The sequence below is a fragment of the Lysinibacillus sp. Bpr_S20 genome (genome assembly GCF_023337835.1).
GTDB lineage: Bacteria > Bacillota > Bacilli > Bacillales_A > Planococcaceae > Lysinibacillus.
In genome coordinates this window covers 399814-425791 of the sequence record NZ_JALNLQ010000002.1, presented here as the reverse complement: position 1 = coordinate 425791, position 25978 = coordinate 399814, and the positions used below count along the sequence as shown (strand labels likewise).

At 37.9% G+C, this 25978-nt stretch carries 21 protein-coding genes; 2 read left to right on the top strand and 19 right to left on the bottom strand.

The features are described from left to right. Nucleotides 1–4 precede the first annotated feature (4 nt). The 12 genes from MWJ95_RS06490 to MWJ95_RS06435 form a co-directional block, all read right to left on the bottom strand. Nucleotides 5–850, bottom strand: a complete 846-nt coding sequence (locus MWJ95_RS06490; RefSeq protein ID WP_249073327.1) for an ABC transporter permease — start codon at nt 848–850, stop codon at nt 5–7. Then, on the bottom strand, nt 847–1782 hold the full coding sequence (locus MWJ95_RS06485) for an ABC transporter ATP-binding protein (protein ID WP_249104819.1): 936 nt from the start codon (nt 1780–1782) through the stop codon (nt 847–849). The genes MWJ95_RS06490 and MWJ95_RS06485 overlap by 4 nt, the downstream gene beginning before the upstream one ends. Next, a complete protein-coding gene (locus MWJ95_RS06480; protein WP_249104817.1) occupies nt 1782–4184 on the bottom strand; it encodes a hypothetical protein in 2403 nt (800 codons plus the stop codon). The genes MWJ95_RS06485 and MWJ95_RS06480 overlap by 1 nt, the downstream gene beginning before the upstream one ends. A 310-nt stretch (nt 4185–4494) precedes the next feature. Then, complete coding sequence (locus MWJ95_RS06475; RefSeq protein WP_249073501.1) at nt 4495–5382, bottom strand: LysR family transcriptional regulator; 888 nt, start codon at nt 5380–5382, stop codon at nt 4495–4497. Between the two features lie 68 nt (nt 5383–5450). Next, the gene (cbpB, locus tag MWJ95_RS06470; protein WP_249073330.1) at nt 5451–5891 is read right to left on the bottom strand and encodes a cyclic-di-AMP-binding protein CbpB; all 441 of its coding nucleotides are present in this window, start codon (nt 5889–5891) and stop codon (nt 5451–5453) included. Nucleotides 5892–6159: 268 nt separating this feature from the next. Further along, nucleotides 6160–6399: a short-chain dehydrogenase gene (locus MWJ95_RS06465; protein ID WP_249073331.1), complete on the bottom strand. Its 240-nt coding sequence runs from the start codon at nt 6397–6399 to the stop codon at nt 6160–6162. A gap of 69 nt (nt 6400–6468) precedes the next feature. After that, nucleotides 6469–7236, bottom strand: a complete 768-nt coding sequence (fadH, locus tag MWJ95_RS06460; protein WP_249104816.1) for a 2,4-dienoyl-CoA reductase — start codon at nt 7234–7236, stop codon at nt 6469–6471. 552 nt (nt 7237–7788) lie between these two features. Continuing rightward, nucleotides 7789–8973: an iron-containing alcohol dehydrogenase gene (locus tag MWJ95_RS06455; RefSeq protein ID WP_249073334.1), complete on the bottom strand. Its 1185-nt coding sequence runs from the start codon at nt 8971–8973 to the stop codon at nt 7789–7791. Nucleotides 8974–8989: 16 nt separating this feature from the next. After that, complete coding sequence (locus MWJ95_RS06450) at nt 8990–9751, bottom strand: 3-hydroxybutyrate dehydrogenase (protein ID WP_249073335.1); 762 nt, start codon at nt 9749–9751, stop codon at nt 8990–8992. Between the two features lie 11 nt (nt 9752–9762). Then, nucleotides 9763–11079: a GntP family permease gene (locus tag MWJ95_RS06445; RefSeq protein ID WP_249104814.1), complete on the bottom strand. Its 1317-nt coding sequence runs from the start codon at nt 11077–11079 to the stop codon at nt 9763–9765. Nucleotides 11080–11141: 62 nt separating this feature from the next. After that, nucleotides 11142–12662, bottom strand: a complete 1521-nt coding sequence (locus MWJ95_RS06440) for a CoA-acylating methylmalonate-semialdehyde dehydrogenase (RefSeq protein ID WP_249104812.1) — start codon at nt 12660–12662, stop codon at nt 11142–11144. A 108-nt stretch (nt 12663–12770) separates the two neighbouring features. Beyond that, nucleotides 12771–13667, bottom strand: coding sequence for an NAD(P)-dependent oxidoreductase (locus MWJ95_RS06435; protein ID WP_249104811.1), 897 nt, complete (start codon nt 13665–13667; stop codon nt 12771–12773). 220 nt (nt 13668–13887) lie between these two features. Here MWJ95_RS06435 and MWJ95_RS06430 point away from each other — a divergent pair, with 220 nt between their 5' ends. Next, entirely contained in the window at nt 13888–14499 is a 612-nt protein-coding gene (locus MWJ95_RS06430; RefSeq protein ID WP_249104809.1) for a TetR/AcrR family transcriptional regulator, read from the top strand. A gap of 203 nt (nt 14500–14702) precedes the next feature. Here MWJ95_RS06430 and MWJ95_RS06425 read toward each other — a convergent pair whose 3' ends face one another. The 6 genes from MWJ95_RS06425 to MWJ95_RS06400 form a co-directional block, all read right to left on the bottom strand. Continuing rightward, nucleotides 14703–16709, bottom strand: a complete 2007-nt coding sequence (locus MWJ95_RS06425) for an EAL domain-containing protein (protein ID WP_249073341.1) — start codon at nt 16707–16709, stop codon at nt 14703–14705. A 29-nt stretch (nt 16710–16738) separates the two neighbouring features. After that, a complete protein-coding gene (locus MWJ95_RS06420) occupies nt 16739–18895 on the bottom strand; it encodes an RNA degradosome polyphosphate kinase (protein ID WP_283164641.1) in 2157 nt (718 codons plus the stop codon). After that, the gene (locus MWJ95_RS06415) at nt 18885–20438 is read right to left on the bottom strand and encodes a Ppx/GppA family phosphatase (protein WP_249073342.1); all 1554 of its coding nucleotides are present in this window, start codon (nt 20436–20438) and stop codon (nt 18885–18887) included. The genes MWJ95_RS06420 and MWJ95_RS06415 overlap by 11 nt, the downstream gene beginning before the upstream one ends. 271 nt (nt 20439–20709) lie before the next feature. After that, a complete protein-coding gene (locus MWJ95_RS06410) occupies nt 20710–21612 on the bottom strand; it encodes a chemotaxis protein (protein WP_249073343.1) in 903 nt (300 codons plus the stop codon). 299 nt (nt 21613–21911) lie between these two features. Further along, nucleotides 21912–23240 (bottom strand): MFS transporter, encoded by a 1329-nt coding sequence (locus tag MWJ95_RS06405; RefSeq protein ID WP_249073344.1) that lies wholly within the window; start codon nt 23238–23240, stop codon nt 21912–21914. 680 nt (nt 23241–23920) lie between these two features. Further along, entirely contained in the window at nt 23921–24238 is a 318-nt protein-coding gene (locus MWJ95_RS06400; RefSeq protein ID WP_249073345.1) for a winged helix-turn-helix transcriptional regulator, read from the bottom strand. Nucleotides 24239–24396: 158 nt separating this feature from the next. Here MWJ95_RS06400 and MWJ95_RS06395 point away from each other — a divergent pair, with 158 nt between their 5' ends. After that, nucleotides 24397–24789, top strand: coding sequence for a DoxX family protein (locus tag MWJ95_RS06395; RefSeq protein ID WP_249073346.1), 393 nt, complete (start codon nt 24397–24399; stop codon nt 24787–24789). A gap of 176 nt (nt 24790–24965) precedes the next feature. On the opposite strand, the gene MWJ95_RS06390 is transcribed toward MWJ95_RS06395, so the two are convergent. Further along, nucleotides 24966–25829, bottom strand: coding sequence for an NAD(P)-dependent oxidoreductase (locus MWJ95_RS06390; protein ID WP_249073347.1), 864 nt, complete (start codon nt 25827–25829; stop codon nt 24966–24968). Nucleotides 25830–25978 lie beyond the last annotated feature (149 nt).

Here is a 25978-nt window from a genome sequence, read left to right as displayed (position 1 = left end):
CTCCTTATCGGTTGCTTTTCATATTGGCACGTAATTTTTTAATCGCAATTGTTAAACAAAAAACAATAATCAATGAATAAGCTATTAAGTAACTAATCCAAACAGGAAATTTCACTCCCGAAACTTGTGCTAAAGCATCGCCCATCGCTGGCGAAGTAAGCGTAAGCATTAATGCACCTGGGTTAATAGAAGCCCAGAAGTAAGCCATATAAGAAGTACTAGTACTTAAGGAATTACCCATCTGATGGAAGGCTATTGATATAAAGAAGAAAAACGCCGTAATGCCACCTAAAAAAATGATTGAACCATACGTAGAAATCATCGCAACAATAGTTCGTTTTGTAATGGTTGAAAACATAACACCGATACTACCAATTGCTACAACTGTTAATAAATAAAATAAAAATATTGAGATTAATTGGGACGGCGATACGCCACCAAATAAAAATACTAAACTATACAATGGTAGCCCTGCGATAAGCATTAATACTAAAAATGCTACCGAGGATAATAATTTTCCAATGATGATTTGAGTAGAGCTTTGTGTCGTTGTTAGTAAAATATTTAATGTTTGCTTTTCCCGTTCGCTACTAATTGCACCGGCAGTTAAGCTCGGTGTAATGAAAAGAACAAGAGCCATTTGTAATATTGTTAAGACCGCGAACATCATAAAGCTTGTGTCTGGTCTAAAGAAACCCTTGCCTGTGAATCCAGTTGTAATAAGCAAAAATCCTACGATAAAAATACAAATAACCGCTAAATAAAACATTAAACCTGAAAAGCTTTTAAAAGAACGGAAGCGTAACTTCAATTCTTTTACGAAAACCGGATTATAAAATCGTTCCATCATTGATTGTCCGCTCCCTTCGTAATAGCCATAAAGACATCTTCTAAATCTTTTTCCTCTTCACTTAACGCATAAATAGGTAGATCCGCAAGTATTGCCATTTTCAATAGTGCTACCTGATCGTCATCTGTTCCACGATAATTAAAGGCTAATTCTAAGCGATTGTCCATCACATCTATTGAAGAGATCAGAGGATCCTCCTCCAAAAATGCACGTACTTCGTTTAAGCTTTCTGTTACTTTTATTACGATACGCTTCTCCCCTTGTAGCTGTGCTTGAATGGAAGCCACATTGCCATGAGCAATAAGCTTGCCATTATCAATCACACCGATTTCATCGCACATTTCTGCAAGCTCGGGCAAAATATGGGAGGAGATTAAAATAGTTTTCCCCATAGATTTTAAATTCCTTAAAATATCCCGCATTTCTACTCGTGCACGTGGATCCAAACCTGAAGCAGGTTCATCTAAAATTAATACTTTAGGATCGTGGATAAGAGCACGTGCCAAACATAGACGCTGCTTCATCCCTCGTGAAAGTAAGTCAACATATTCATAACGTTTATTTGTTAAATTTACGAGCTCAAGCAGCTGTGGAATCAGTACTTTTCGTTCAGCTGCCACAATGCCGTAGCTTGCTCCGTAAAAGTCTAAGTATTCGTCTACTTTTAGTTGATCATAAACACCAAAGAAATCTGGCATATAGCCAATTTGTTTTCGCACTTCCTTTGGTTCCTTAATAACGCTTTTCCCATTAATAAGCGCGTCACCAGAAGTAGGAGCCAGCAAGGTTGCTAAAATCGAAAATGTAGTCGATTTACCTGCTCCATTGGCACCTACAAAACCAAAGACAACCCCTTCCTCCAAAGATAGATTCAAATGATCTAGCGCTGTAAAGGAGCCATATCTTTTCGTTAAATCACGAATTTCAATCATTATTTCGCCACTCCCTTCAGCTCTACATCTGGTAATTTTGTTTGCTCACCCGTTTGATCTTGTCCGAATTTAACTTCAATTAGCAACTCATCATTGTCATTGAAGTATTTTTTTATGTTACCTGAAAATACCTGTTTCTCATCTGCCAATGGCTCGTAATTTTTCGTCTCGTTATTCCAAATCGATAGCTGCATACGACTAACATCTTTATTCGAGACTGTCAGTTCGTTTAATGTTTGAACTGACTTCATAAAATTATCTGGCATCGCAATGGATACTTCATATAAACCATCAGACAACTGCCAATTATTTAATTGCTCATCTATTTGTTCATAATACGAATTAGGGGATAATCCGTTTACTGAATACGTAAAGTTGTTACGTTTCATCGTAAATGGACCTAAAAGCTCCACTTTACCCTCAAATGGCTGAACAAAATAGGAAATTGGAGACATATTCGCACTTGTTTCTAGCTCCACACCAGCAATTGCTTGATCTGCCCATGCTGTTATAACAGGGCTTTTATCATTTTCAACAAACGGTATGGCCATAGATTTCATTTGCTCGATACGTAAAGGATTCACTTCTTCCTTCTTCGCTGGGTAACTATTGTAATTGTAATTGTAATTTGTAAAATTAGATGGTTTTTGCAGAACTGTTGCTTTTAGCTCCTTATCGACTGTAAGTTTACCGTTCGCTTCAATATCGCCAAGGTTAATTTCTTTAATGCCAGAGATTAAAGTAACATCCTTTAGTGCAAACGGGAAATTATTTTTAATGGTCCCGGTTAGCTTTTCATTCTTTAGCGTAATATCGATGTCCATCTTACCAATATTTTGTGCCGCTGATTTCCCTGCAAACGACTGAACAGACCAATAGCTTAAATCACGCAGTGTTAACGTTGAACCATTAGCATTTTCCTTAATATAGGATATTTCATGTAAGTTCTCGCTCATCCCCGTGAAATTATTAGAATTTCGCAGCGCGTATGCACTTGTATTCTTATCTGCATGAACAACAAAATCACCGCCACGATTTGTTAAAATGGACTCTACATAATAACCATTTAAACTACTATCTTCATTTACTTTATAAAATGCCGATTGTTGAATTTGCGGTTGCCCAATTCGATCTTTTGCACCAACGATAAATAGGGCAATAGATAATACAATTGCTATCGCAGGAATGATCCACCATGCATGCTCCCGCTTGTCTACTTTCTTTAAAATGAAATATAAAATAGGTCCGATAATTAAAATATATAAAATAATAACGATTACCATATAACTAACAGATACTTCGAACGAAGGGAATAATTCATTTATATTCCGCAGGTCATACGACATTTGATCCATCGGCGGCTGTCCATTAACGAGCATCCCTTGTTGTGACATCTGCTGTATATTGAGCAATTTTTCTATTAATACTGGATAACCATCCATAGACGCAAGTGGTTGATCTCCTAATGAAAAGACTGTTTGTATAATTTCTCCACTGCCAACTTTTTTCTTAGACGCTAAAATCTTTTGGTTATCTGTTAAAACAGCAATACTTCCTTTATTTTCAGTTGCCCCATAAATAGCAATAGGTTGTGTAATAGTTCCGCCACCTGATAATTTTGAAAGACGATCTGCCGAAATGGTTGTCATTTGTTTGGATAACGCTAGTGGTAGATAATCCTTGAAAATACCAGCTGTGGCATTTACTTGGTCAGCAGCTCCTACTAATAAAGTTCCACCATTCTGTACCCACTTCAGTAAAGACTCTTGTTGCTTTTTCGATAAATCAGCAATGGCCATTTCATCGATGACGATAACATTCGCCATTGCAAATCCTTGAGTATCTTCCGGCAGTGTATAATCTTTAATTTGATTTAAGTTGAACACTTCAACATTATGTTGTTGAGCTGATTGGGAAAGACGCAAAAATGCTGATAAACGATCACTTTTCTCCGTTAATGTATAAATAAAAACGGAGGAAGGATCTAAAAGATTACCTTGTAGCTGCTTTGTTCCTTTATAAGCAACCTTTTTTCCTTTTTCTATGCTTCCTTCAAAAAACGCAAACGTATCTGCATTCGAGTAATTAAAGTCATCTAATCCATCTAGATAAATATCAAATGTTTTTTCTTCTCCTGAAGCTATATCGATAGGAAGAACTTGTGCTGATGTAGCTTGATAGGAACCGGAGACATTAATGACCATATCTCCAGAAAAATCTTCACCATTATTTTTTACTGTTACCTGAATCGGCACAACTGATTGGTATTTAGCTTTACCCGCAATCCCTACCTTAGCCTCCACCTCTAAAGTAGCAGCCGCACTTGCCTGTTCCACAGGCAAAATAAAGCTAATAACCAGCATGAATAGTAGTATAAGTGCCGTTAGATTCGTTTTCTTCAAAAACTCAACCCCTTTTATGTAAATTGTTGGTTAAGTAATTATACGTTTTTCACAGCATTTTGTTTCATTTCTTATGACATCTTCATGAATATTCATAAACTCTTAAGAATTAGCTAATGCCGAAAGTTAGGGATGATATTTTATTAGAAAAAGGTGGATGTCGATAAAATTCAAGAGTTGGGCGATATTTCTTGAAAGTGTTCCGATAAAACTCAAAAGTTGGATAAAATTTTTAATTATATGTTAAATTGAGAATTACATGAAAAAAGGCATCCCCAAGTGAATACTTGAGACTGCCTTGTTCTAATTTCTATTTCGTATAGTCAAACAAACATCGCGCATGATCTTGCACTACCTCTACAAAAGCCTCTACTTGTCGTAACTCAAATGAGGATTCATAGCCAATTAACCAAGTATCTCGCGTTAAACCAAATTCTTTTTCATTATTCGTTAATGCAATTTTATTAATACCATCATGGTCATTTAAAGTAATGGAAGGCAAAATAGCATAACCAATGCCATTCAATGCCATTTGCTTACAAATTTCAATCTGATCCACTAAAATTTGTTTTCTTGGATTTGAAGCGAAATGCTGCTGCCACCATTGTTGAATTTCTTGATAGTAATTGGAATCACTTTTAAATTGAATAAAAGGTCGGTCTGTCGTTAAGACATCTTCTATCGTTTTTAGCTCTTTATCTACTAAATAAAGGGTGTCACGAAAAAGATGGATTTTTTCCCCTTTCCAATCAACCTGCCCACGCACAATCCCTATATGAGCCTCACCCTCATAAAGCGCTTTAACTATTTCAGAGCTCCAACCAGTCATAAGGGAAATTTTCGCCTCAGGATATTTCGATACAAAATCCTTTAATATTATCGGAAGCCAGTTTTGGCCGACAATCGATGCACAGGCAATTTTCAATGTCCCGTTTACTTTCGTCGTTAATGATTGGATCGTTTCGAAAATCTCTTCTTTTTTGCTGAGCATTTCAGTTGCATAGGCAATTATCATTTCTCCAGCAGGTGTCGCTGTTAGTCCTTTTTGCGAACGAATAAATAATTGTGCGCCCCAGTCCTTTTCAATAGTTTGCAACCGTTGAGAAAGTGCTGGTTGAGATAAAAATAAACGTTCTGCCGCTTTGCGCATATTACGTTCCTCTGCAAGTACTTTTAAAATTTCAGCCTCCGTTGCCATCAATCCGTAAACCTCCGATACAAGCAAAGAGGGTCTCATGATTTTCATCTGAGTCCCCTCCTAAACTACTACTCTTTTTGATAAATATATTTTTTCAATTGCTTTAATATAACACGTCTCGTTAATATCCCTGCAAATGTTCCTTCTTCGTCCACAACACATAAAAAGGCGTGATTAATCACTAAGTCGAGAGCTCGCTGAAAAGTATCCGTCAACTTTAATACAGCGATATCTTTATCCATTATTGTATCCACTTTAATATCAGGTAGCTTTTCATATTCAATATGTTCTAGTCCAAGAATGGATTCCGTAATCATTTTCATACTTAGTAAACCTTGAAGTCGATATTTCAAATCTAAAACAGGTATCGACGAATACCCTGTACGTGTAAGTACTAGGAGTGCATGCTCTGCACTATTTCCACTTTGTACATGCGCAACTTTTTCAGATGAAATAATAAAATCACTAATTGGCATTGCTAATAAGTCTTTGCTGTTAGTTGAAATCATGAACTTCTTCTCCTTTTCTGTCCCCGCTTTGCAGAACAGGATGCTTCCCTTTTATCATATCATAACTATTCCTTTTATGACCACGACCAGGCCGAGAAGAGTTTTTTTATAAGCTGCGAATTATTTTAGGATTTTAAACAAAACTAACTATCGAAAGCACAAATAAAGGAGGTTTTACTTAAGGGCAATGGAGAAAAATCTTCATTCAGCCATATTATAAAATATGAACTGAATGAAGATAATGCTTCCGGCGGATGTCACGGATAATTTAATACCCTGCCTTACTCCAATAATAAAAAATCATTATCCCTAAAAAAAGTAAAAAAATGATATACACCCAAACAATTGGATTGAGCATAGTTGCATATTCTTCAACGGTTTCTGAAATCGGCGTATCATTTTCTGATTTCCGTTGAGACGTCATTTTGGCGATTTTTAGCGTTGACACAAGCGAAATGGCAGAAATAATCGCAATGGCAATAAGAGCCGGTATTAACCACATACCCATCGGCAAAACTCCTTTCTTTACCTTTAGTATGCGTCAAACCAGCTCTTCGTTATGCAAAGATTTTTCAAGTTAGAATGGATACTGATTGAGCCATTGCCCGCCATCAAGTGTCACACATTCACCGTTCATATAACCTGCTTTATCAGACATCATAAATGTTGCTAAATCAGCAATTTCTTCTGGAGTACCTGTACGGCCTAACGGAACAGAGTCTAGTGTACGAGCAGCTGCAGCCTCTGACTCCCAGAGCTTCCCTGCACCACCTGTACGCTCAATTGGACCTGGAGCAATTGCGTTTACTCGAATGCCGTACTGTTTTCCCCATTCAACAGCTAACGTTCGAGTCACTGACAATACACCTGCTTTAGCCGCTGCAGAGTGAATAACACCAGCACCTGCATTCCATGCATAAGTTGCCACCATATTAAGAATAGCTCCCTTAATATTATTTTCAATCCAGTACTTTCCGACTGCCGAAGAACAAAAGAATGTCCCATTTAAAACAATATCAATAACAGCCTTCCAACCATTTGGTGATAAATCCTCTGCACGTACTATAAAATTACCAGCTGCATTATTCACAAGCCCATCAACTTGTCCAAACTTTTCAATTGCAAATGCTAGCATTCCCTCTGCATGCTCAGGCACTCGAACATCCATTTGAAATGTTTCAATCGTTTTCCCAGCCTCTAAAATAAAGGATTTTGCCTCTGCTAATCGCTCCTCGTTCCGCCCTGTAATGACAACATTTGCCCCTTCCGCAACGAATTGCTTGGCCATATAAAGTCCCATCCCACTTGATCCACCAGTAATAATAATTGTTTTCCCCTGCAACATACAATTTCCCCCTTCGAAAAATGAATGACGATTCATATAAAATATTACTATATTTTCTCGGATATGTCATATTAATTCTGCAATACAGATCCTTAGTTGCTCGGATATCGCTTTTCTTTCGCGGGTATTTCTGCCATGCGTGGGTATTCTCTTCTCTTTCGCGGGTATTTCCCCGCCGCGCGCGGGTATTCTCTCCTCTTTCGCGGGTATTTCACTGCCGCGCGCGGGTATTCTCTTCCCTTTCGCGGGTATTTCTGCCATGCGCGGGTATTCTCTCCTCTTCCGCGGGTATTTCACTGCCGCGCGCGGGTATTCTCTTCCCTTTCGCGGGTATCTCACTGCCGGGCGCGGGTATTCTCTCCTCTTCCGCGGGTATTTCACTGCCGCGCGCGGGTATTCTCTTCCCTTTCGCGGGTATTTCTCTGCCGCGCCGCGTGCGGGTATTCATTAATCTCCACTCCCTTTGTTCAAATTTTCAAAACTATAACATAACTTAGCTAATAAATAAAAAATAGAGTTACAAATTCATACGATTTGTAACTCTATTTATTCCTAAAACTCATAATGATAAGCAATTTTATAAAGCTCCATTAGCTCTTCCTGTGTAGGGATCTTAGGATTATTGCCAGGGCTACCGCTGGCAATTGCATCAGCTGCCATTTTTGGAATAGCATCGTAAAAGGCTTGTTCCTCAATTCCCCATTGTTGTAAATTCCCGATATCCATCTTTTTGCACATTTCCTTAATTGACACAATTGCTAAATCGGCAAGCTCTTCTTGCGATAATTGCTCATGATCATTATTGAAAAACTTACCTAGATCTGCTAGCCGATCGACACAAGCATCCTTTGAAAATTCTAATACCGCCGGCAAAAGCATGGCATTTGAAATACCATGTGGTACATGGAATAATGCCCCTATTGGGCGAGACATGCCATGTACTAATGCGACAGAAGCATTTGAGAATGAAAGACCTGCTTGCATTGAGCCTAGCGACATCGCTTCCCTAGCATCAATATCGTTACCTTGCTCATAAACTTTTAACATATTATGAACAATTAACTCCATCGCTGATAATGCAAGTACATTTGAGTAAGGATGGGCTAAACGAGATAAGTAGCTTTCAATAGCATGACTTAACGCGTCAATCCCTGTTGCTGCAGTGATGGCAGGTGGAGATGTAACCGTTAAAATCGGGTCAACGATTGCTACGTTTGGCATAAATGCAGGCTGCTTAATCATCATTTTCACGTCATTTTTCGTATTCGTAATGACTGTTGCATCCGTTGCCTCTGAACCGGTTCCCGCTGTTGTTGGTATGGCGATATGTGGAATCGGTGCTTGCTCTGCCATTTTGGCCATTTTCATATAATCACCAATGTAGCCACCATTCTTTGCAACTACTGCAATTGCTTTTCCAGTATCGATGCAACTCCCGCCACCGACGGAAATGATCATATCACAGCCCTCTGATTGTAAAATATGAAGCCCTTCTGCTACATACGTATCTACTGGCTCCGTCGTTACGCCTAAATATGAAACCGCTTCCAATCCACTAGCTTTTAATAACGTGCTACATTGATGAACAAAGCCTAAGCTATCCATAATTGGATCACTAATGATAAGAGCCTTAGTCCCCATTTTTTTGGCGTACATGCCTACTTCTTCAAAAGAATCCCGTCCATAAACGATCGTTCCTGGCGAATGAACCGTATAAATTGTTTTTGTTTGAATCATCTTTCACCCTCCTACGCTATTGTGCTGTATAACCGCCATCCAAAAGAATTGCTTGACCAGTTACCCCCTTTGCCGTATCACTTGCTAAATAAAGCGCAAGCCCCGTAACTTCTGACACTTCTAGTAAGCGTTTTTGAGGAACGAGTGGATAAAGCACCTGTTCTAGCACTTCCTCTACTTGGATACCTCTTGTCTTTGCTAAATCCGTAAACTGATTACGCACCAAATCTGTATCGACATACCCTGGACATACCGCGTTTACGGTTATCCCTTCAGTTGCAACCTCCAGTGCTGCAACTTTCGTTAAACCGACAAGTCCATGCTTAGCGGCATTGTATCCGGCCTTCCCTGCAAACCCAATTACACCATTAATGGATGCCATATTAATAATGCGTCCAAACTTATTTTTCTTCATATGTGGTAACACATATTTCATTGCTATAAAAGGTGCAACAAGCATCACCTTTTGCATGGATTCAAATATTTCTGTCGCGAAATCCTCAATAAGCGAAACATGTTGAAATCCTGCGTTATTTATTAAAATATCTATTGTCTCAAACTTTTTAACAGTAAAGTCGATCGCATCGTATATGGCTTGTTCATCCGTAACATCACATGTGTAAGCTATTAATTGAGGATGTTGTTTAACTGCCTCCGCTAAAAGCTGTTCATTACGATCTGTTATAACGACATGCGCTCCTTGCTGAGCAAACGCTAATGCCATCGATAACCCGATACCGCGGGCTGCTCCCGTAATAAAAACTGTTTTTCCCTTCACGCTTAGCCCCCCTACATTCCTAGTGAGAATAATATAATAGCCAGAATTGTGCCTATTATAGGTATAATGACGGTTAAGGCACCAAATGGCATATAAGCATCTTTATGTTTTTCATTACATACAGAATTGATAGTTGTGACTACATAACCACCATGAGGTAATGAATCGAGAGATCCCGATGCAATAGCAATTGTTCGATGTAATGCCTCCGTATCTACTCCCATATCCATATAGTGCGGAGCAAGTAATGGCATGGCAATTGTTTGTCCGCCCGAAGCAGAGCCTGTTAATCCTGCTATTACAGCAATGGCTATTGCACCACCAATTAATGGGCTTCCAGGAATATTTGTCATGACGTCAACAGTTGCCACAAATGAAGGAGTAGCTTTTACGACACCACCGAAACCAACCACTGCTGCTGTATTAGCAATAGCAACAACGGCACCCATAGCACCAGCTGCTAGTGTTGCTCCAACAGATTTTGAATATTTATAGCTCACTAAATAAGCTGTTATACATCCACTCGTTAATGCCACAATTAAAGCTGAAGTTCCAAGAGAATCATGGAACACAAAAGAAATACCTAAAACTACTAATAGGGGCACAAGACTTAGAATTGGACTCGGAAGCTTACGAGATTCATCAACTACTGGATCATTAGATCGTTCAATAAATACTTCTCCGCTTTTTACTGCACGTTTAATCATCCAATTTAGCCACAATGATCCGCCAATTGCCATAAAAATTGCAACAACTATACTTACTTCCCATCCAGCATATGGCGTTGTATGAAGGTATGAAATAGGAATCCAGTTTTGAATTTCCGGTGAACCTGCTGAGGTCATCGTAAATGTTACAGAGCCTAACCCTAATGCAGCAGGAATAAAGCGACGAGGAAAATTAGCTTCCTTGAATAAACTAATAGCCATTGGATATACAGAAAAGGCTACGATAAACACCGAGACACCACCATACGTTAGTACAGCTGCGGCAAGTACTACTGCAAAGGCTGCATATTTCACTCCGATTTTTTCTACAATCCATTTAGAAACACTATCCGCTGCTCCCGTATCTTCCATTACCTTTCCGAAAATGGCTCCTGCCATGAACATTAAATACCATGAACCGACGAATCCAGTGAACCCATCCATATAACTTGTTAAGAAGTTAGCTTGATTTTCATCAGCTGTTTGTGGAAAAAATGCTAGACCATTCGTTATGGCCGCTAGCAATGCAGTCAATGGTGCTGAAATCAGTAAATTTACGCCCCTCATCGTTAAATACACAAGTAAAGCTAAACTACCAAAAAGCCCAATGTATTCTAACATCCCATCCCCCCTTATTCTTTTAGAAAAAAAGAGCTGCAAGTAAATACAGCTCTTCATTTGTATTAGTCGTTATTACTTGGGAATGCAAACGTAGATGTTGTCGATGCATGCCCAGTCATCCAACGCTCTGATATTGTTTTTGTTTTTGTGAAGAAGCGTGCCTGATCTGGACCAAACATATGCCCTTCCCCAAAACGAGAACCTTTAAATCCAGCGAAATTATGGTAACCAACTGGAATAGGAATTGGTACGTTCACACCAACCATTCCAACATCGATTTCTGTTGTAAATTTACGAGCAGCTAAGCCGTCATTCGTAAAAATTGTTACCCCATTTCCAAGTTCATGCTTATTAATAAGTTGGATGGCTTCGTCTAACGAATCGACACGTACAACATTTCGAGCTGGACCGAATATTTCTTGTTCATAAATTTCCATACCTGGTTTTACGTTATCTAGCAATGTCGGACCTACAAAGAACCCTTTAGACTCTTTGACAATATCAAGCTCACGACCATCACAAACAACTGTTGCCCCTTCAGACTCTCCCTGATTGATAGCAGCAATAATCGCTTCCTTCGATTGCTGTGAAATAACAGGGCCAAAATCTGTCTTTAAATCTGTATATGAACCTACCTTCAAGTTTGCAATTTTCTCTTTCAAGATTTCCACAAGACGATCTGCTGTATCCTTTCCAACAGGCATAATCGTAGAAATTGCCATACAACGTTGGGAAGCTGCTCCATAGGCTGCACCGATAAATGCATTGGCTACCTGGTCAAGATCCGCATCTGGCATCACAACCATATTGTTTTTCCCACCACCAAGAGCTGTGACACGTTTACCAAATTTTGAGCCCGTTTCATAAATATATTTTGCAACAGGTGTCGACCCTACAAATGAAATTGCTTGCACGATCGGGTTTTCCAATAGTTCATTTACCGCATCTTTATCCCCATTAACTACCGTCCAAATACCATCTGGTAATCCAGCCTTTTTCCAAAGCTCACTGACGTATAAGGCCGTCATAGGAACACGTTCTGAAGCTTTTAAAATAACTGCATTACCAACAGCAATTGCCATACTTGTTTGTGCTAAAGGGACCATGATTGGGAAGTTAAAAGGTGAAATAGCCGCTACAACACCTAACGGATATTTGGCGGAGTAGGCATTAATTTGACCTCCCACATTGACTGAATACTCCCCCTTCATTAAATGAGGTGCACCGATCGCTAAGTCAACAGACTCTAAACCACGTGTAATTTCACCTTTCGCATCCTCCATTGTTTTACCGCTTTCTGTACAAATAATTTCTAAAAGCTCATCCATATTTTCAGTAACAAGATTACGGAACTTTAATACAATCTCAGCTCGTTTAGCTACTGACGTATCTCTCCATTGTGGAAAAGCTTCCTGAGCCTTATCGATAGCCCCACGAGTTTCTTCTGCAGTCGCAAGTGGCACCTTGGCAATCACCTCACCAGTCGTTGGGTTAAATACCGAACCGAAACGTCCGCTTTTCCCTTCTATTAGTTCCCCTCCAATAAAGTGCGTTAACGTTTTAACCTCTTGTGCTGTTGTCATATTTCTAGTCCTCCTTTAAATTTGTTCAATTTTACATTTTTCTTATCCATTATGCCTCGGCATCATTGCGTCCGGATTAGGCTAATTTAAACCCACTCATCCTATTACCTATAAAGTAGGGGTACTTTTGCTGAGAGAATTTAAACTTAAATAAGCGGCAGACATATCATTTTCTCCATAGCCTTGCTGAGCAATATCCTCATATAGATCCACTAATTTTTCGCCAATTCGAAGTGGTACCCCTACTTCTTCTGCCATATTTTTTGCTAGCTTCAAATCTTTTAATAATAGATTTGTAGTAAAACCTGGCTGATAATTTTCGTTTTTCATGTATTCCAGGTAATTTCGTTCATAAATACGGCTTTGACCATAGCTATTACTTAATACCTCATACAGCGTATCTGCATGGATGCCCATTGTCTCACCAAGTACAATTGTTTCAGCGACAGCCTCTGTATAAAATCCAATCATTAAATTATTGAGTAATTTAATACGCGTCCCTACGCTTGGAGAAGTACCCAGATGGTAAATATTTTGCCCTACTATTCGGAATATTTCGGACCCACGTTGATAATCATCCTTTTCACCACCAACCATTATCGTAAGCGTTGCATTAATAGCACCTATAACACCTCCACTAACAGGTGCCCCGAGATAACCTAATCCCAATGATTGTGCTTCCTTATGTAAGGAATCATTCAATTCAGGATTTACCGTACTAAAGTCTATTAATAAACTTCCTATCTTAGCATGATGCATTATACCTGGTTCAGATCGATATACTTGTTCCACTATTTGTGGTGTCGGCAAGCTCGTCATGATAATATCACTTTGCTCAACAACTTCCTTTGCTGTTGCTAGCCCAACCCCACCTTCTTTTTTAAATTGCTCCATTGCCTGTGAATTCGTATCAAAGCCATAGACCTTATAGCCAGCCTTTAATAAATTTACTGACATCGGTAACCCCATATTACCTAAGCCGATAAAGCCTAATTTCTCCGTCATTATTGCCTCCCCCTAACTCGAAAATCCAATGAACACTAGCCAAACTCTACCCTTTTGTCGTAACATTAATAACGAGATCTATTAATTGACCGCAGTCATTGACCTTAGTCAATTAAATAATAATCAAATCAAATCCATTACGTCAATCAAAATATTTTATATTTTCAGAATACTACTCGTAAAAAATATGTTGAAATACTTAGCGAAAGGATTGTCCAATATGAATGCAATGACTAGCCGTCAAAAAAAGGCCTTAGAAACACGTGAAAAATTACTCAAAGTATCATTAGATTTATTTAATAAACATGGATTCGAGCATGTATCTGTTGAGCAAATTACGAAAGCATGTCAAGTATCAAAAGGAACGTTTTACACACATTTCCCATCCAAGTACGATGTTATTTTAGAAAAATTTAAAGAGCTAGATAGTTTTTATGGCTCTGTGGAAAAAAATATTGATCGTACATTGCCGCCAAGTGAAAAAATTTTATTGCTCTATCAAGAACAAATGAAATATTTAACACATGTTGTTGGAAAAGATTTATTACGAACAGTGTATACTGCAGCGATGACGAATCAAGTAGAACAAGATCATTACTTAATAAATCCGCAAAGATTGATTTTCCAAATGATCAACGCTTATATCGAAGAAGGTATTCAACTTGGAGAGTTTCGTCAAGGTTTAGAAGTTGGTCAAATTCAAACAATTATTCAACGTTGTATGCGTGCTAATGTCTATGATTGGTTAATCCATAATGAAGATTTCGATTTGTCAGCAGAAATGGCGCAATTTACAGCGGTGGTGTTAGATGGACTGAAAGTAAAAAAATAAATAACTAATTTTAGAAGGGTTTGCTCAGTTGGGAGCTGCATTCGCTCGGGTGTACTCCTTTTTTGATCCGCTTGCCCGTGATCTGGTTATGTCCTTTCTTAATCAGGTTGTCCCTTCGTTGCGCTTAAATATCCTTCCTTCGCAAGCGCTAAAAAAATAGCACTTCATCCAATTTATGATGAAGTGCTACTTATTAGTTTTCATTAGCTAACAAAATATTTATTAACAATGGCTTCTACTGGTAATGGCTTGTTATATAAAAAGCCTTGACCTTTTTGGCATCGATGACGTTTTAGAAAATCAACCTGTGATGGTTCTTCGATCCCCTCAGCTATGACTTCTAATCCCAAATTATGGGACATCGAAATAATGGCCTTAATAATGGCTTCATTTTTATCATCTTTTGTAATGTCAGCTATAAACGATTGATCAATTTTGATAATGTCTATTGGATAACGCTTTAAATAGCTTAGAGATGAATAACCGGTTCCAAAATCATCCACTGAAACATAAACACCGAGTTGCTTCAATTCAGTTAAAATTGAAAATGTTTCATGGACATTGGTCATGGAGCTTTCGGTAATTTCCACCTCTAATAATTCAGGTTGCACATTATACTTTTTCAATGCTGCTTTTATTTTCCGAGCAAAGTTTTCTTTTCTAAATTGTTTTGGTGAAATATTGATGGCAATACGTACTGGTCGATAGCCTTTCATCTGCCACTCTTTTTGATAGCGACATACTTCGTCAATGATCCAATCGCCGATTTCAATGATCAAGCCAGATGCCTCTGCAATCGGTATAAACTGCGCAGGAGACACAAAGCCAAATTTCCGATTATTCCATCGTAATAACGCCTCAAAGCTATTGATGCTGTTATTCGTTAAATCCATTTGTGGCTGCAAATGAATACTTAGCTCATTAAATTCGATAGCACGACGTAAATGGGCTTCCATCAGCGCCTCATTTGGAAAAATTGTTGTCATATCTTCACGATAATAACGGAAGTGTGAGCGCCCATGTTCTTTTACAGAAAATAAGGCTTTATCTGCTTTCCGTATCAGGGTTTCTAAATCCTTGCCATCTGCAGGACTAAGTGAGATACCAATAGAAACGCTAATAAAATATTCTTGCCCATCTATCATGAATGGCTGTTTTAAGGCGTCTAAAATCGCATTGGCCGAATGTTCAATTTTGTTGACAGTGGCATCTTTTAGAACAAATATAAATTCATCGCTATTAAAACGATAAAGCGAGCATTTGGAGGAACAGAGCTCGCGAAGCCTATGACTAAACATTCGCATAAGTTCATCACCCTTGCTTTCACCAAGGGATTCATTAAACTTTTTAAAGCGATCAATATCCACCAAAATAATAGCTGCTTGCTTATTACGCTTTTTATCATTTAAATGCTGAAGCCAATGCTCCTTAAAAGCCTTGCGATTCCAAATGCCTGTTAATTCATCTATTAATGCTTGGTAATAAAAGGCTTCATGATCATTTATAAATGAAGTGGCATCTTTCACAAATAAGTGTACACCTATAATTTCACCTTGAAAGTACGTTGGATGCGTTCTTAAATAGAAAGGCTCTTTACTAAGCAATTGGCGCTTAAACATACATTGGGGCATACTAAATGCCGAGCCCTCAATAGTTTTGGCAAATAATAATTTAAATTCGTTGATATACTTACTCTCTAATAATGAAAAAATATTTTGCCCTATCAAGCTTTGATGTTCTTTTGACAATAGAGAAGTGGCAACAACGTTTTGGTGAATAATTCGACCTTGTAAATCAGTTGTTAATACCGGACTTACGTGCTGTTCCACAAATTGCAAATGTGGTTCTACTTCATTCTGTTTCTCACGTAGGATAATTGCTACAACTGATTTTTCTAAGGGCTGTACACGAACTACAAATGTTTTTACTTTGTGGCCCGTATATTCCTTTAGTTCAAGGTCTGTATTTAATTCTTGTTGTACTATATTCGATAATTGCAGCCAGCATTGCTCCGTAAAAAATTGTTCTGCGTTGGTGGCTTTCACATCTTGTAGCTTAATAAATGACGGTAGCTTTTCGTTAAAATTAACGACTTCAAACGACGTTTTTGTATCATCTTTTCTCAAACATACGACTGCATCAAACGGATTAAGTTGCATGAATTGATGATAGTCTGCAAATTGCGCTACACTTTCTTTATATTTTTCCATTATATCCCTCACTAAGTAGCGTGTTTGCTTTATTCTTCGTCTAGCGTAGGTTTTAGTGCATCTTTCAGGAAAATTTCCTGACTATTAATTGGATCTTCACTACGATCAAACTCTTTGTAATGATATTTTCCATTGGAATCTTGAATACGAGCTTTTGCCTTATCCTCAAGTTGTGTATTCATGATGTTAATAATACGAGCTTTTGCTTCGCTTGCATATACAGGAAATAAAATTTCTACACGTTTAATCATATTACGAGTCATCATATCTGCAGAAGATAAGTAGACCTTATTTTCACCATTATGATGGAACCAATAAATACGAGAATGCTCAAGGAAACGACCAACAATACTCGTTACAGTTATGTTTTCACTAATTCCAGGGATACCTGGTCTAATACAACAAATACCACGAATGATAAGTTCTACTTTCACACCTGCAATAGACGCCTCATATAGCTTCATCATTAAGTCTTTGTCCGTCAGTGAATTCATTTTAGCTCGAATAAAACCATTGCCATGCTTCTTATGGCAAGCAATTTCCTCATCCATTAACCTAATAAATTCATCTCGAATATCAAATGGCGCAACGACTAAATGATTAAAAGTTGGCTTTTCTGTATAACCGCTTAAATAATTAAAGAAGTTAGTAGCATCAATACCAAATTCTTTATCAGTAGTTATTATACCCATGTCTGTATAAATTTTTGCAGTCGCATCATTATAATTTCCAGTTCCAAGATGAACAAAGCGCTCAATTTTGCCATTTCGTCGGCTTACAACAAGCGTTATTTTTGAGTGTGTTTTTAAATTATTCATCCCGTAAATAACGAGGCAACCAGCTTGCTCAAGTTGTTTTGCCCAATGAACATTATTTTCTTCATCAAAACGTGCTTTCAGCTCAACTAAAACGGTTACCTGTTTACCATTTTCCGCTGCAAACTTTAATGCTTGAATAATAGGTGAATTACCGCTAACACGATATAATGTTTGTTTGATCGCTAAAACGTTCGGATTGACTGCCGCTTCTGAGATAAAGTCTACGATAGGTGCAAACGACTCATATGGGTGATGGAAAAAAATATCTTGTTGTAGCGCTTTTTCAAAAATATTTTCATCCGATTGTAAATCTAACGGCGGCTGGGGAATAAAGCTTTCATATTCTAAATGTTCTCGACCAACAGATATGCCTTTTACAAACGAGAACATAAAAGTTAAATCTAGAGGTCCATCTATATGAAAGACATCTGTTTCTTCAATTTCAAATTCATCTAGTAAGTATGTAAGAACTTCCTCGCTCATCTCACCCTCACGAACTTCTAGTCGACTGCCTACACCCCATTTACGTTTTTTCAGCTCTTTTTCGATTTCTACAAGTAAATCTCTTGCACCTTCCTCATGAATCGTTAAATCAGCATTACGTGTCAAACGGAAAGCCTGCGCTGATTTGACACTGTAACCATAAAAGAGCTTTTCGATATGTGCTACAATCACGTCTTCTAATAAAACAATAACTGTCTCTCCGGCTGCTGATGGTACTTTAATATAACGATCTAAGACAGATGGAACTTGTACAATCGCAACTTTTTCACGATTCTCTAAGTCTGCTTCATCATGCTCTAATAAAACAAGTAAATTTAATGTCTTACCAAGCAAAGTTGGGAAAGGACGATACGCATCGACAGCTACAGGTGTTAAAACAGGGAAGATAGTTTCTGCAAACATTTCATTGACGAATGCCTTCTGTGTACTATTCAAGTCTTTCATGTCTGCGATATGTACATTATGTTGTGGTAACAGATCATATATTAAATGTCTGTAAACTTCTGTTTGTCGGCGCACTAATGCCTGAGTTCGCTCAGCAATTTTGGCTAATTGCTCTTTTGGTGTTAAGCCCGACTTATTTTCAGGCTTATGGAAACCTGCACGTACTTGATCTTGTAGACCCGCAACACGCACCATAAAAAATTCATCTAAATTCGAACTAAATATTGCTAAAAATTTCAATCGTTCTAGCAGAGGATTATTGACATCCTCTGCCTCCTCTAAAACTCGTTCATTGAAGGCTAACCAACTTAATTCACGATTATTATAGTATTGCGGCTTAGCGATCTCCTCTAATAATCGACCATGCTTTTCTGTTAAATCCTCTTCCATTAACTGATTATTCGTAAGTTCAGTTGTCATAGTCATTCAACCCTTCCTCAATAAAGTTTATTTTTATAGGTATTTTTAGTGCACGTTCTAGATGTTTTTTATGTCGGTTTGCTTGATATTTTTCAGCAGCCGCATTGTGTTTTACATAGATGTTAAGCTGAACGTAGTCCTCTTTCGTTTGCATCTTAATGGCACGTACAATCTTTCTTTTAGATACATTTAACGCATAGACAAATTTTAAAAAGGCGCCAAATTCTCGTATTTTACGATACTCCTCACGACTCAACCATTCTGTAAACGGAGCAGCGAATCGCTGATAATAATCTTTATTTTTATACGATGCTAAAAGTGCTAATTTCACACGCTCCTTATGATTTAACCCATCGATCGATTGGTTCGCAATTAAATAAAAGGTATGTTGGCTCGCTGAACTTAGCTCAATATATTCCCCTATATTAAAAACCTTCGCTCCTCTCTCCAATAATTCCCAATCTTTTGGATTATGCTGTAAATAACCAGAATGACAACATTCGCGGTACAATTGATTCGTTAGATCCATCAAATAGTCCATTTCTTTTTCAGTTCGACCATACTGAAGAGCCAATCTTTTGGCATTCACCTCAAACACATTGTCTTTATCAAACGCCGTTTTATCTGTTTGCAAAATACGCTGTATAATGAGTCCTTCTCGCAAACCCTTCTTCGTGATCTGAAACAAATTACTACCGACAACCTCCATTAACACATTGAATACTTCTAGTGCAGGGACGATGATGTCCGCACGATCTGCTGAGAGCCCATCTAACTGTTTCAAATCATTAAAGCTTAAATTACCTAAAAATGCACTAAGCTCCACTAAATTTTCCTTAGTCATTTCGTAGCCATGTACACTTGCGATTGGATAGACATGTTTTTGCTGATGAATTTGGGCAATATTTCGGGCACTACCACCAATCGCGATAATCGGTAAACCGATACCCTGTATCCATGGAAGTGATTTAAACTGTTCTTTAACAAATGCAATGAGTTCCTTTTTTTCACTACCATTCATAATCTCGCCCTTTACAAAACGTTGCTTTAAAGAAACTGTGCCAAAAGGAAAACTATAGGATTTCTGAAGTTCTTTATTTTCAAAAAGCGTTATTTCAGTACTACCGCCACCGATATCGATTGTTACAGCGGACTTCGTAGCTATTGAATGCGTTACAGCAACAAAGCCGTAATAGGCCTCTTCTTCTTCAGATAAAAGCTCTAATTGAATACCTGTCCGTTCTTTCATTAAGGCTATAATTTTATCTCTATTTGTTGCCTGACGTATTGCAGCTGTTGCAGCAGCTTTAACATCAGTCACTTCAAAATCATCAAGAATTGCTTTAAAAGTCAATAATGTTTCAGTTAATACTTTTATACCTTCTTCAGACATTTCACCAGAGGGCTGTAAATATGTACGTAAACGTGCAACCGTTTTAATATTCCCAATCTCACGAAGTCCCTCTTCTTTATCGTATTGATACAATACTAATCGAATGGTATTTGAGCCAATGTCGATGATAGCCGTTTTTAATTCATTCATATAATCACTTCCTTAGCGCGTACATATATACTATTTGCTGTTCTACTGATCGGTTTGTAGGTACAAAACCCACTGGCTCTAAACTTGCCTGTTTTTAGGGTAGGCTGTATCAATACCCAAACAAAGACTCTTCATATGTTGTTCCTAGTAGCATTTATCTATACAAAAAAGCCGAAGCCTACAAGCGGCATCCGACTTTCTTAAAATTATTAATATACTTTCAGGATACCCATTATTAATATTGTGAAGTACCTTGTTCAACCTCTTCATTTTATAAGATAAGTTGGTCTATTCGTAAAATAAGCTCCGCAATTTCTGGCTTACTTATTTGATCCTCTGCACCTACTTGGTCACCTTTATGGCGAAGGTCATCTGTAATTAAGCTTGAGAAAATAATGACAGGAAGCTTTTGGAGGTCTGGATGCTCCTTTATTTTACGCGTTAAATGATGCCCATCCATTTGTGGCATTTCGATGTCCGTCACAACTAATTGAATATGCTCGGATACATCGCTACCACTTTTAACAATGGATTCGAGGTATTCATAAGCATCACGGCCGTTTTCAAAGAATTCAACATTCTCATAACCCGCTTCATTCATCGTATCGAATAAGAGCTTTCGTAGTAATGGTGAATCTTCAGCAATTAACACGCGTTTTTCAGAGCGTTCACGTTTACCGAGCTTTTTAACAGATTCTACACTAATACCTGAATCTGGATTTATATCTACCATAATTCTTTCGAAATCAAGCAATAAAATCATCTCTTCATTTTGCTTAATAACACCAATTACTTGTGAAGTTCCTCCCTGATACATATCAGAAGGTTTCTCGATTTGATTCCATGAAATACGGTGAATCTGCGTTACATTATCAACATGGAATACTACGCGCTGCTTATTAAACTCAGCTACAATATATTTTTGCTGAGGACTACGCTCTACATTTTGAATACCTAATACTCGAAGCATATCAACTACTGGTAAAACCTCACCTCGTAATTGAATAATCCCTTCTACATGCGGGTGCGCGTGTGGAATAAATGTTACTGGAATCGGTTGAATAATTTCTTTTACTTTAATAACGTTAATACCAAATTTATTGTTCGCTACTTCAAATTCAACAATTTCTAGCTCATTTGTGCCACTTTCTAATAATATACCTTTATGTTCCAAAGCAACCCCGCTCCTTTCTTTTAAACTTCTATTTATAATTCAATTGTATCATAGGCAATACATTTCTCCTACTTGCTTTTTTCCAATTTTATCATTGACATCGCTAATCATCCTAACGCGGGATTGATTTCCGTTTCCAACTTAGAGCTTTCTTTGAGGCGTCCGAAGAGCTACTTGGATCGAATGAATGCTGGTCACGAAGGCGCTATCACAGCACGTGATGCTTTCTTCTGCCTGCTCGCTCCACCCAAGAAGTCGCCTAGCATTCACGCACAAAACTTATTGAGGTGACGAGCATCTTAACAATTATCATCTGCAACTTTTGAGCCATTAACTTTCAAATGCACTAATAGGCCTATTATCGTCATCACAATTAATGTCGATAAAGCAACTCGACTTGCTAGCGTTCCGTAATCCTTCATCCATAATGTAACCGTTCCATAGATTGCTGGCCCAATAATTGAAGATACTTTTCCCGAAAATGCAAATAAGCCAAAAAATTGACCTCGTTTTTCTTCTGGAGACAATTCAATGATGTACGTTCTAGATGTTACCCACATGGATCCCAGTGATACGCCAAACATACTACCTGCAATCCAAAACATCCATTGCTCTGTAGAGAAGACAGCAAATGCTAAAGCAATAACCATTAATAACGCCACCAATGTAATCGCACGCTTGGCTCCAATCGCTTTTGTAATATAACCAAATGTAAAAGAACCGATAATCGTTGAAACAGTGGACACTAAATAAAGCACGATAAATTGACCCGATGTAAAGCCAACAATCGTTGTTGCATATACAGCCATCATGGCAATGGTTGTTGCAATTGCATCATTTAAAAAGAAATAAGCAATCATAAACGTAAAAATAGCCTTGTATTGCTTCATGTCCTTAAAGGTTTGAACAATTTCTTTGTAGCCATCTAGAAATTTAATAGGCTTTCGCTGGGACGTTGGAATCGGTGTATCTTTATTAATAAAAAATAATGGCAAAGAAAATAATAAATATAAAATTGCCGTTGGAATAAATGCTCGATGGAAATCACTGTTTCCTACATACAAATAAACAAGTAGTCCAAAAATTGTTCCCAGATAACCAATCGCCACCCCATAGCCAGAAATAAGAGGCATTTCCTCTTTTGTCCCTAAATCACTCATCATTGAATCGTAGAATACTAGACTTGAGTTAAAGAAAAATTTCGCAATGATAAAACTAGCTACAACTAAAAATAAGCTAAGCGGCACACCCGAATAATTTGTTGACGTCTGTAGATTCGCAAAAACACCCATCATAAAGGTGAAGAAGATGGAGATTGTTGCAAACCACACTATAAACCTCTTTTTATAGCCCGTATTATCAAGCCATACACCAAAAAGTGGTGAAAAAATGACAAGGAAAAAGCTAGCGATGGCATTCGCATAAGAAATAAACGTGCTTGCTACCTGCTGCATCACCTCATTCGTCCCTAAAACCTCATCCATATAAAACGGGAAAAATATCGTATTAATATTTGAAGAAAATATTGTATTCGCAAAATCATAAAATGCCCACGACAAAATTGGCAACGATAAATAAAGAGCTAACTGACTCCGATGCTGCACATCTACTGTTGAATTCCGCTTCATAAAACCCACCTCCCATTCTCTATACTATTAAATAAATTCCCCCATGTAATAAAAAATACCTTTTATTTGAAGAAAATTAACACTATTTACAACATACATTCAGTTTCATTTACCATAATAAAAAAATATCCAAGCCCCCTCGCTTGGATATTCTTATGTTATTGAAAAACTATTGTCCAAAATATCCCTTTTCTGTAGGAAGAATCGAGCCAAATACTTCTTTGTAGCTGATATCGCTAAGGTAGCACTGCATTTTCGATATCTTGTTGCTGCCGCTCCGCTTTCACACATAAAAACATTGCTGAAGTTTTCTTAACATTATTAATTAGAGTTCATACTAAATGATACAACCTATGTGAAGTAGTTGATTGGAGTGGAGGCTGGGCGACTCCTTGGGGATCAGCGTCACAGATGAGACCCTGGAGCGAGCATCGCGAGTGAAGCGGCTCATCGGACGCCCCCAGGAAGCTCTGCTCTGCGCGAAAGCGAAGCGTCAGCGGCAAATGTTTTATCTGTGCGAAAGCGAAGCGACAGCAACAAAGCGCCCAGCCGGAACGGAAATCAACCCCTCGTTGTGCAGAAGTGTGATTTTCTTAACGAAATTCACACTCAATTTGCTTGACCATTTTTTCAACTCTCTACAAAAAATATCCAAGCCCCCTCGCTTGGATATCCTTTGTTTATTCTTCTACATTCACCCACATAGAAGACCATTGTTCAATTGCTTTTAGAATTGGAGCAAGTGCATGCCCTTTTTCTGTTAGCTCGTATTCAATCACGACTGGTGTTGATGGAATAACTGTGCGTTTCACAATGTTCTCAATCTCTAATTCTTTTAATCTTTCCGTTAACACACGACTACTAATACCCACCTGATTTTTAATTGTTGAGTATCGTTGGGGACCTTCTAATAACTGATAAATCAGCAAGGTGTTCCAGCTATGATTTAAGATTTTTAGTGCTTTTTCAAATCGTGGACAAATTTTTTTTTGATCCAATTTCCTACCCTCCTAAGTACTTCGTTCTTATATAAGAGTATACCACTTTTTCGAGAATCAGTTTCAAAAATAAAATTTAGTTACTTGACAAAAGTTATTTTTAAAAATAAACTAAGTTACGAAATGTAAGTCCAAAAACAAAAGGAGTTAATTTAACTATGCAAAATATCGGTTCAACTATTTTACGTGTGGTGCTCGGCTTTATTTTTGCAGCCCACGGATTTCAAAAATTTCAAGGTGGTATAGGCTTCACGGCTGATTATTTTGATGCCATTGGTATTCCAGGCTTTATGGCTTATATTGTTGCCATTATAGAACTAGTCGGTGGTGTAGCAATTATTCTAGGGTTAGGCACAAGACTTTTTGGCGCTTTATTAACAGTGACAATGATTGTTGCCATTTTTACAGCGAAACTTAGCATTGGCTTTATCGGTGAAAACGGCTTAGCTGGATATGAATTTGATTTAGCTTTAGCTGCGATTGCTTTATACTTTGCACTTGCAGGGGCATCTAGTTTTTCTTTAGACGCAAAACTTTTTAATAAAGAGTAATGCTCCCTTCGTTATTTTCTGTGTGTTACGGATTTGAATTGAGCCTTCCGCATTCATCTCACAACAAGGCGGGAGTCTTCTAAATAAAGAAATTTAGAAAGCCCAAAGTATCCATCTAAGATTGATACTTCGGGCTTCCTAAAATTTAGTATTCTTCAGTTTTCTAAAAAATTATTTTAATAAGCCTTTAAAAGTGCCTGTGTACCGTTTTCACCATATCCCTCTTCGATTAATTTTTCATACATATCATAAGCAAGTGCTAGACCTGGTAATGTAATCCCCATTTTTTTTGATTCGTCTAATGCAATTTTCATATCCTTAACAAAATGCTTTATATAAAAACCTGGTGCATAATCTTCATTAATCATACGGGGTGCTAAATTACTTAACGACCAAGAGCCTGCTGCACCAGACGAAATGGATTGCAATACTGTTGGTAAATCAAGTCCAGCCTTTAAACCGTAAGCAAGTGACTCACACACACCAATCATTCCAGAAGCAATAACTATCTGATTACACATTTTAGCATGCTGTCCTGCACCAGCTTCACCTTGATAAACAATATTTTCACCAAAATGTTTCATGATTGATGAAACTTTATGGAATGTAGCTTGGCTACCCCCAACCATAATTGACAATGTCCCATTTTGAGCACCGATATCTCCTCCAGAAACAGGAGCATCTAGCGCCTCTACTCCAAACGTTTGGGCATGCTCAAAAATTTTCTTTGCCAATGTTGGCTCGGAAGTGGTCATATCAATAACGATATTGCCTGATTCAGCTGTTTGAAATAAGCCATTATCTCCAAAATAAACTTCCTCTACATCTGCAGGATATCCAACCATTGTAAAGGCAATTTCCTTATTTTTAAATGCTTCTGCTGGTGTACTTGCCCAATTTGCACCTAACGCGATAAGTGGCTCCGCTTTCTCCTTTGTGCGTGTATAAACAGTAACCTCATGACCATTCTTTAATAAATGCTTGATAATACTAGCACCCATAACGCCTGTGCCAATAAATGCAATACCCTCTTTTCTCATATGTACATACTCCTTTGTTAGTAAGGCTTTCGATCAATCATTCGCACTTATTTCCATCTTTCAGTTTAATTGAATAAGTGAGATAATTCAAACTACTCTTTTTTATTCGTTCTAAAATCCTTATGTACTGCATATATACGAGTAAAATC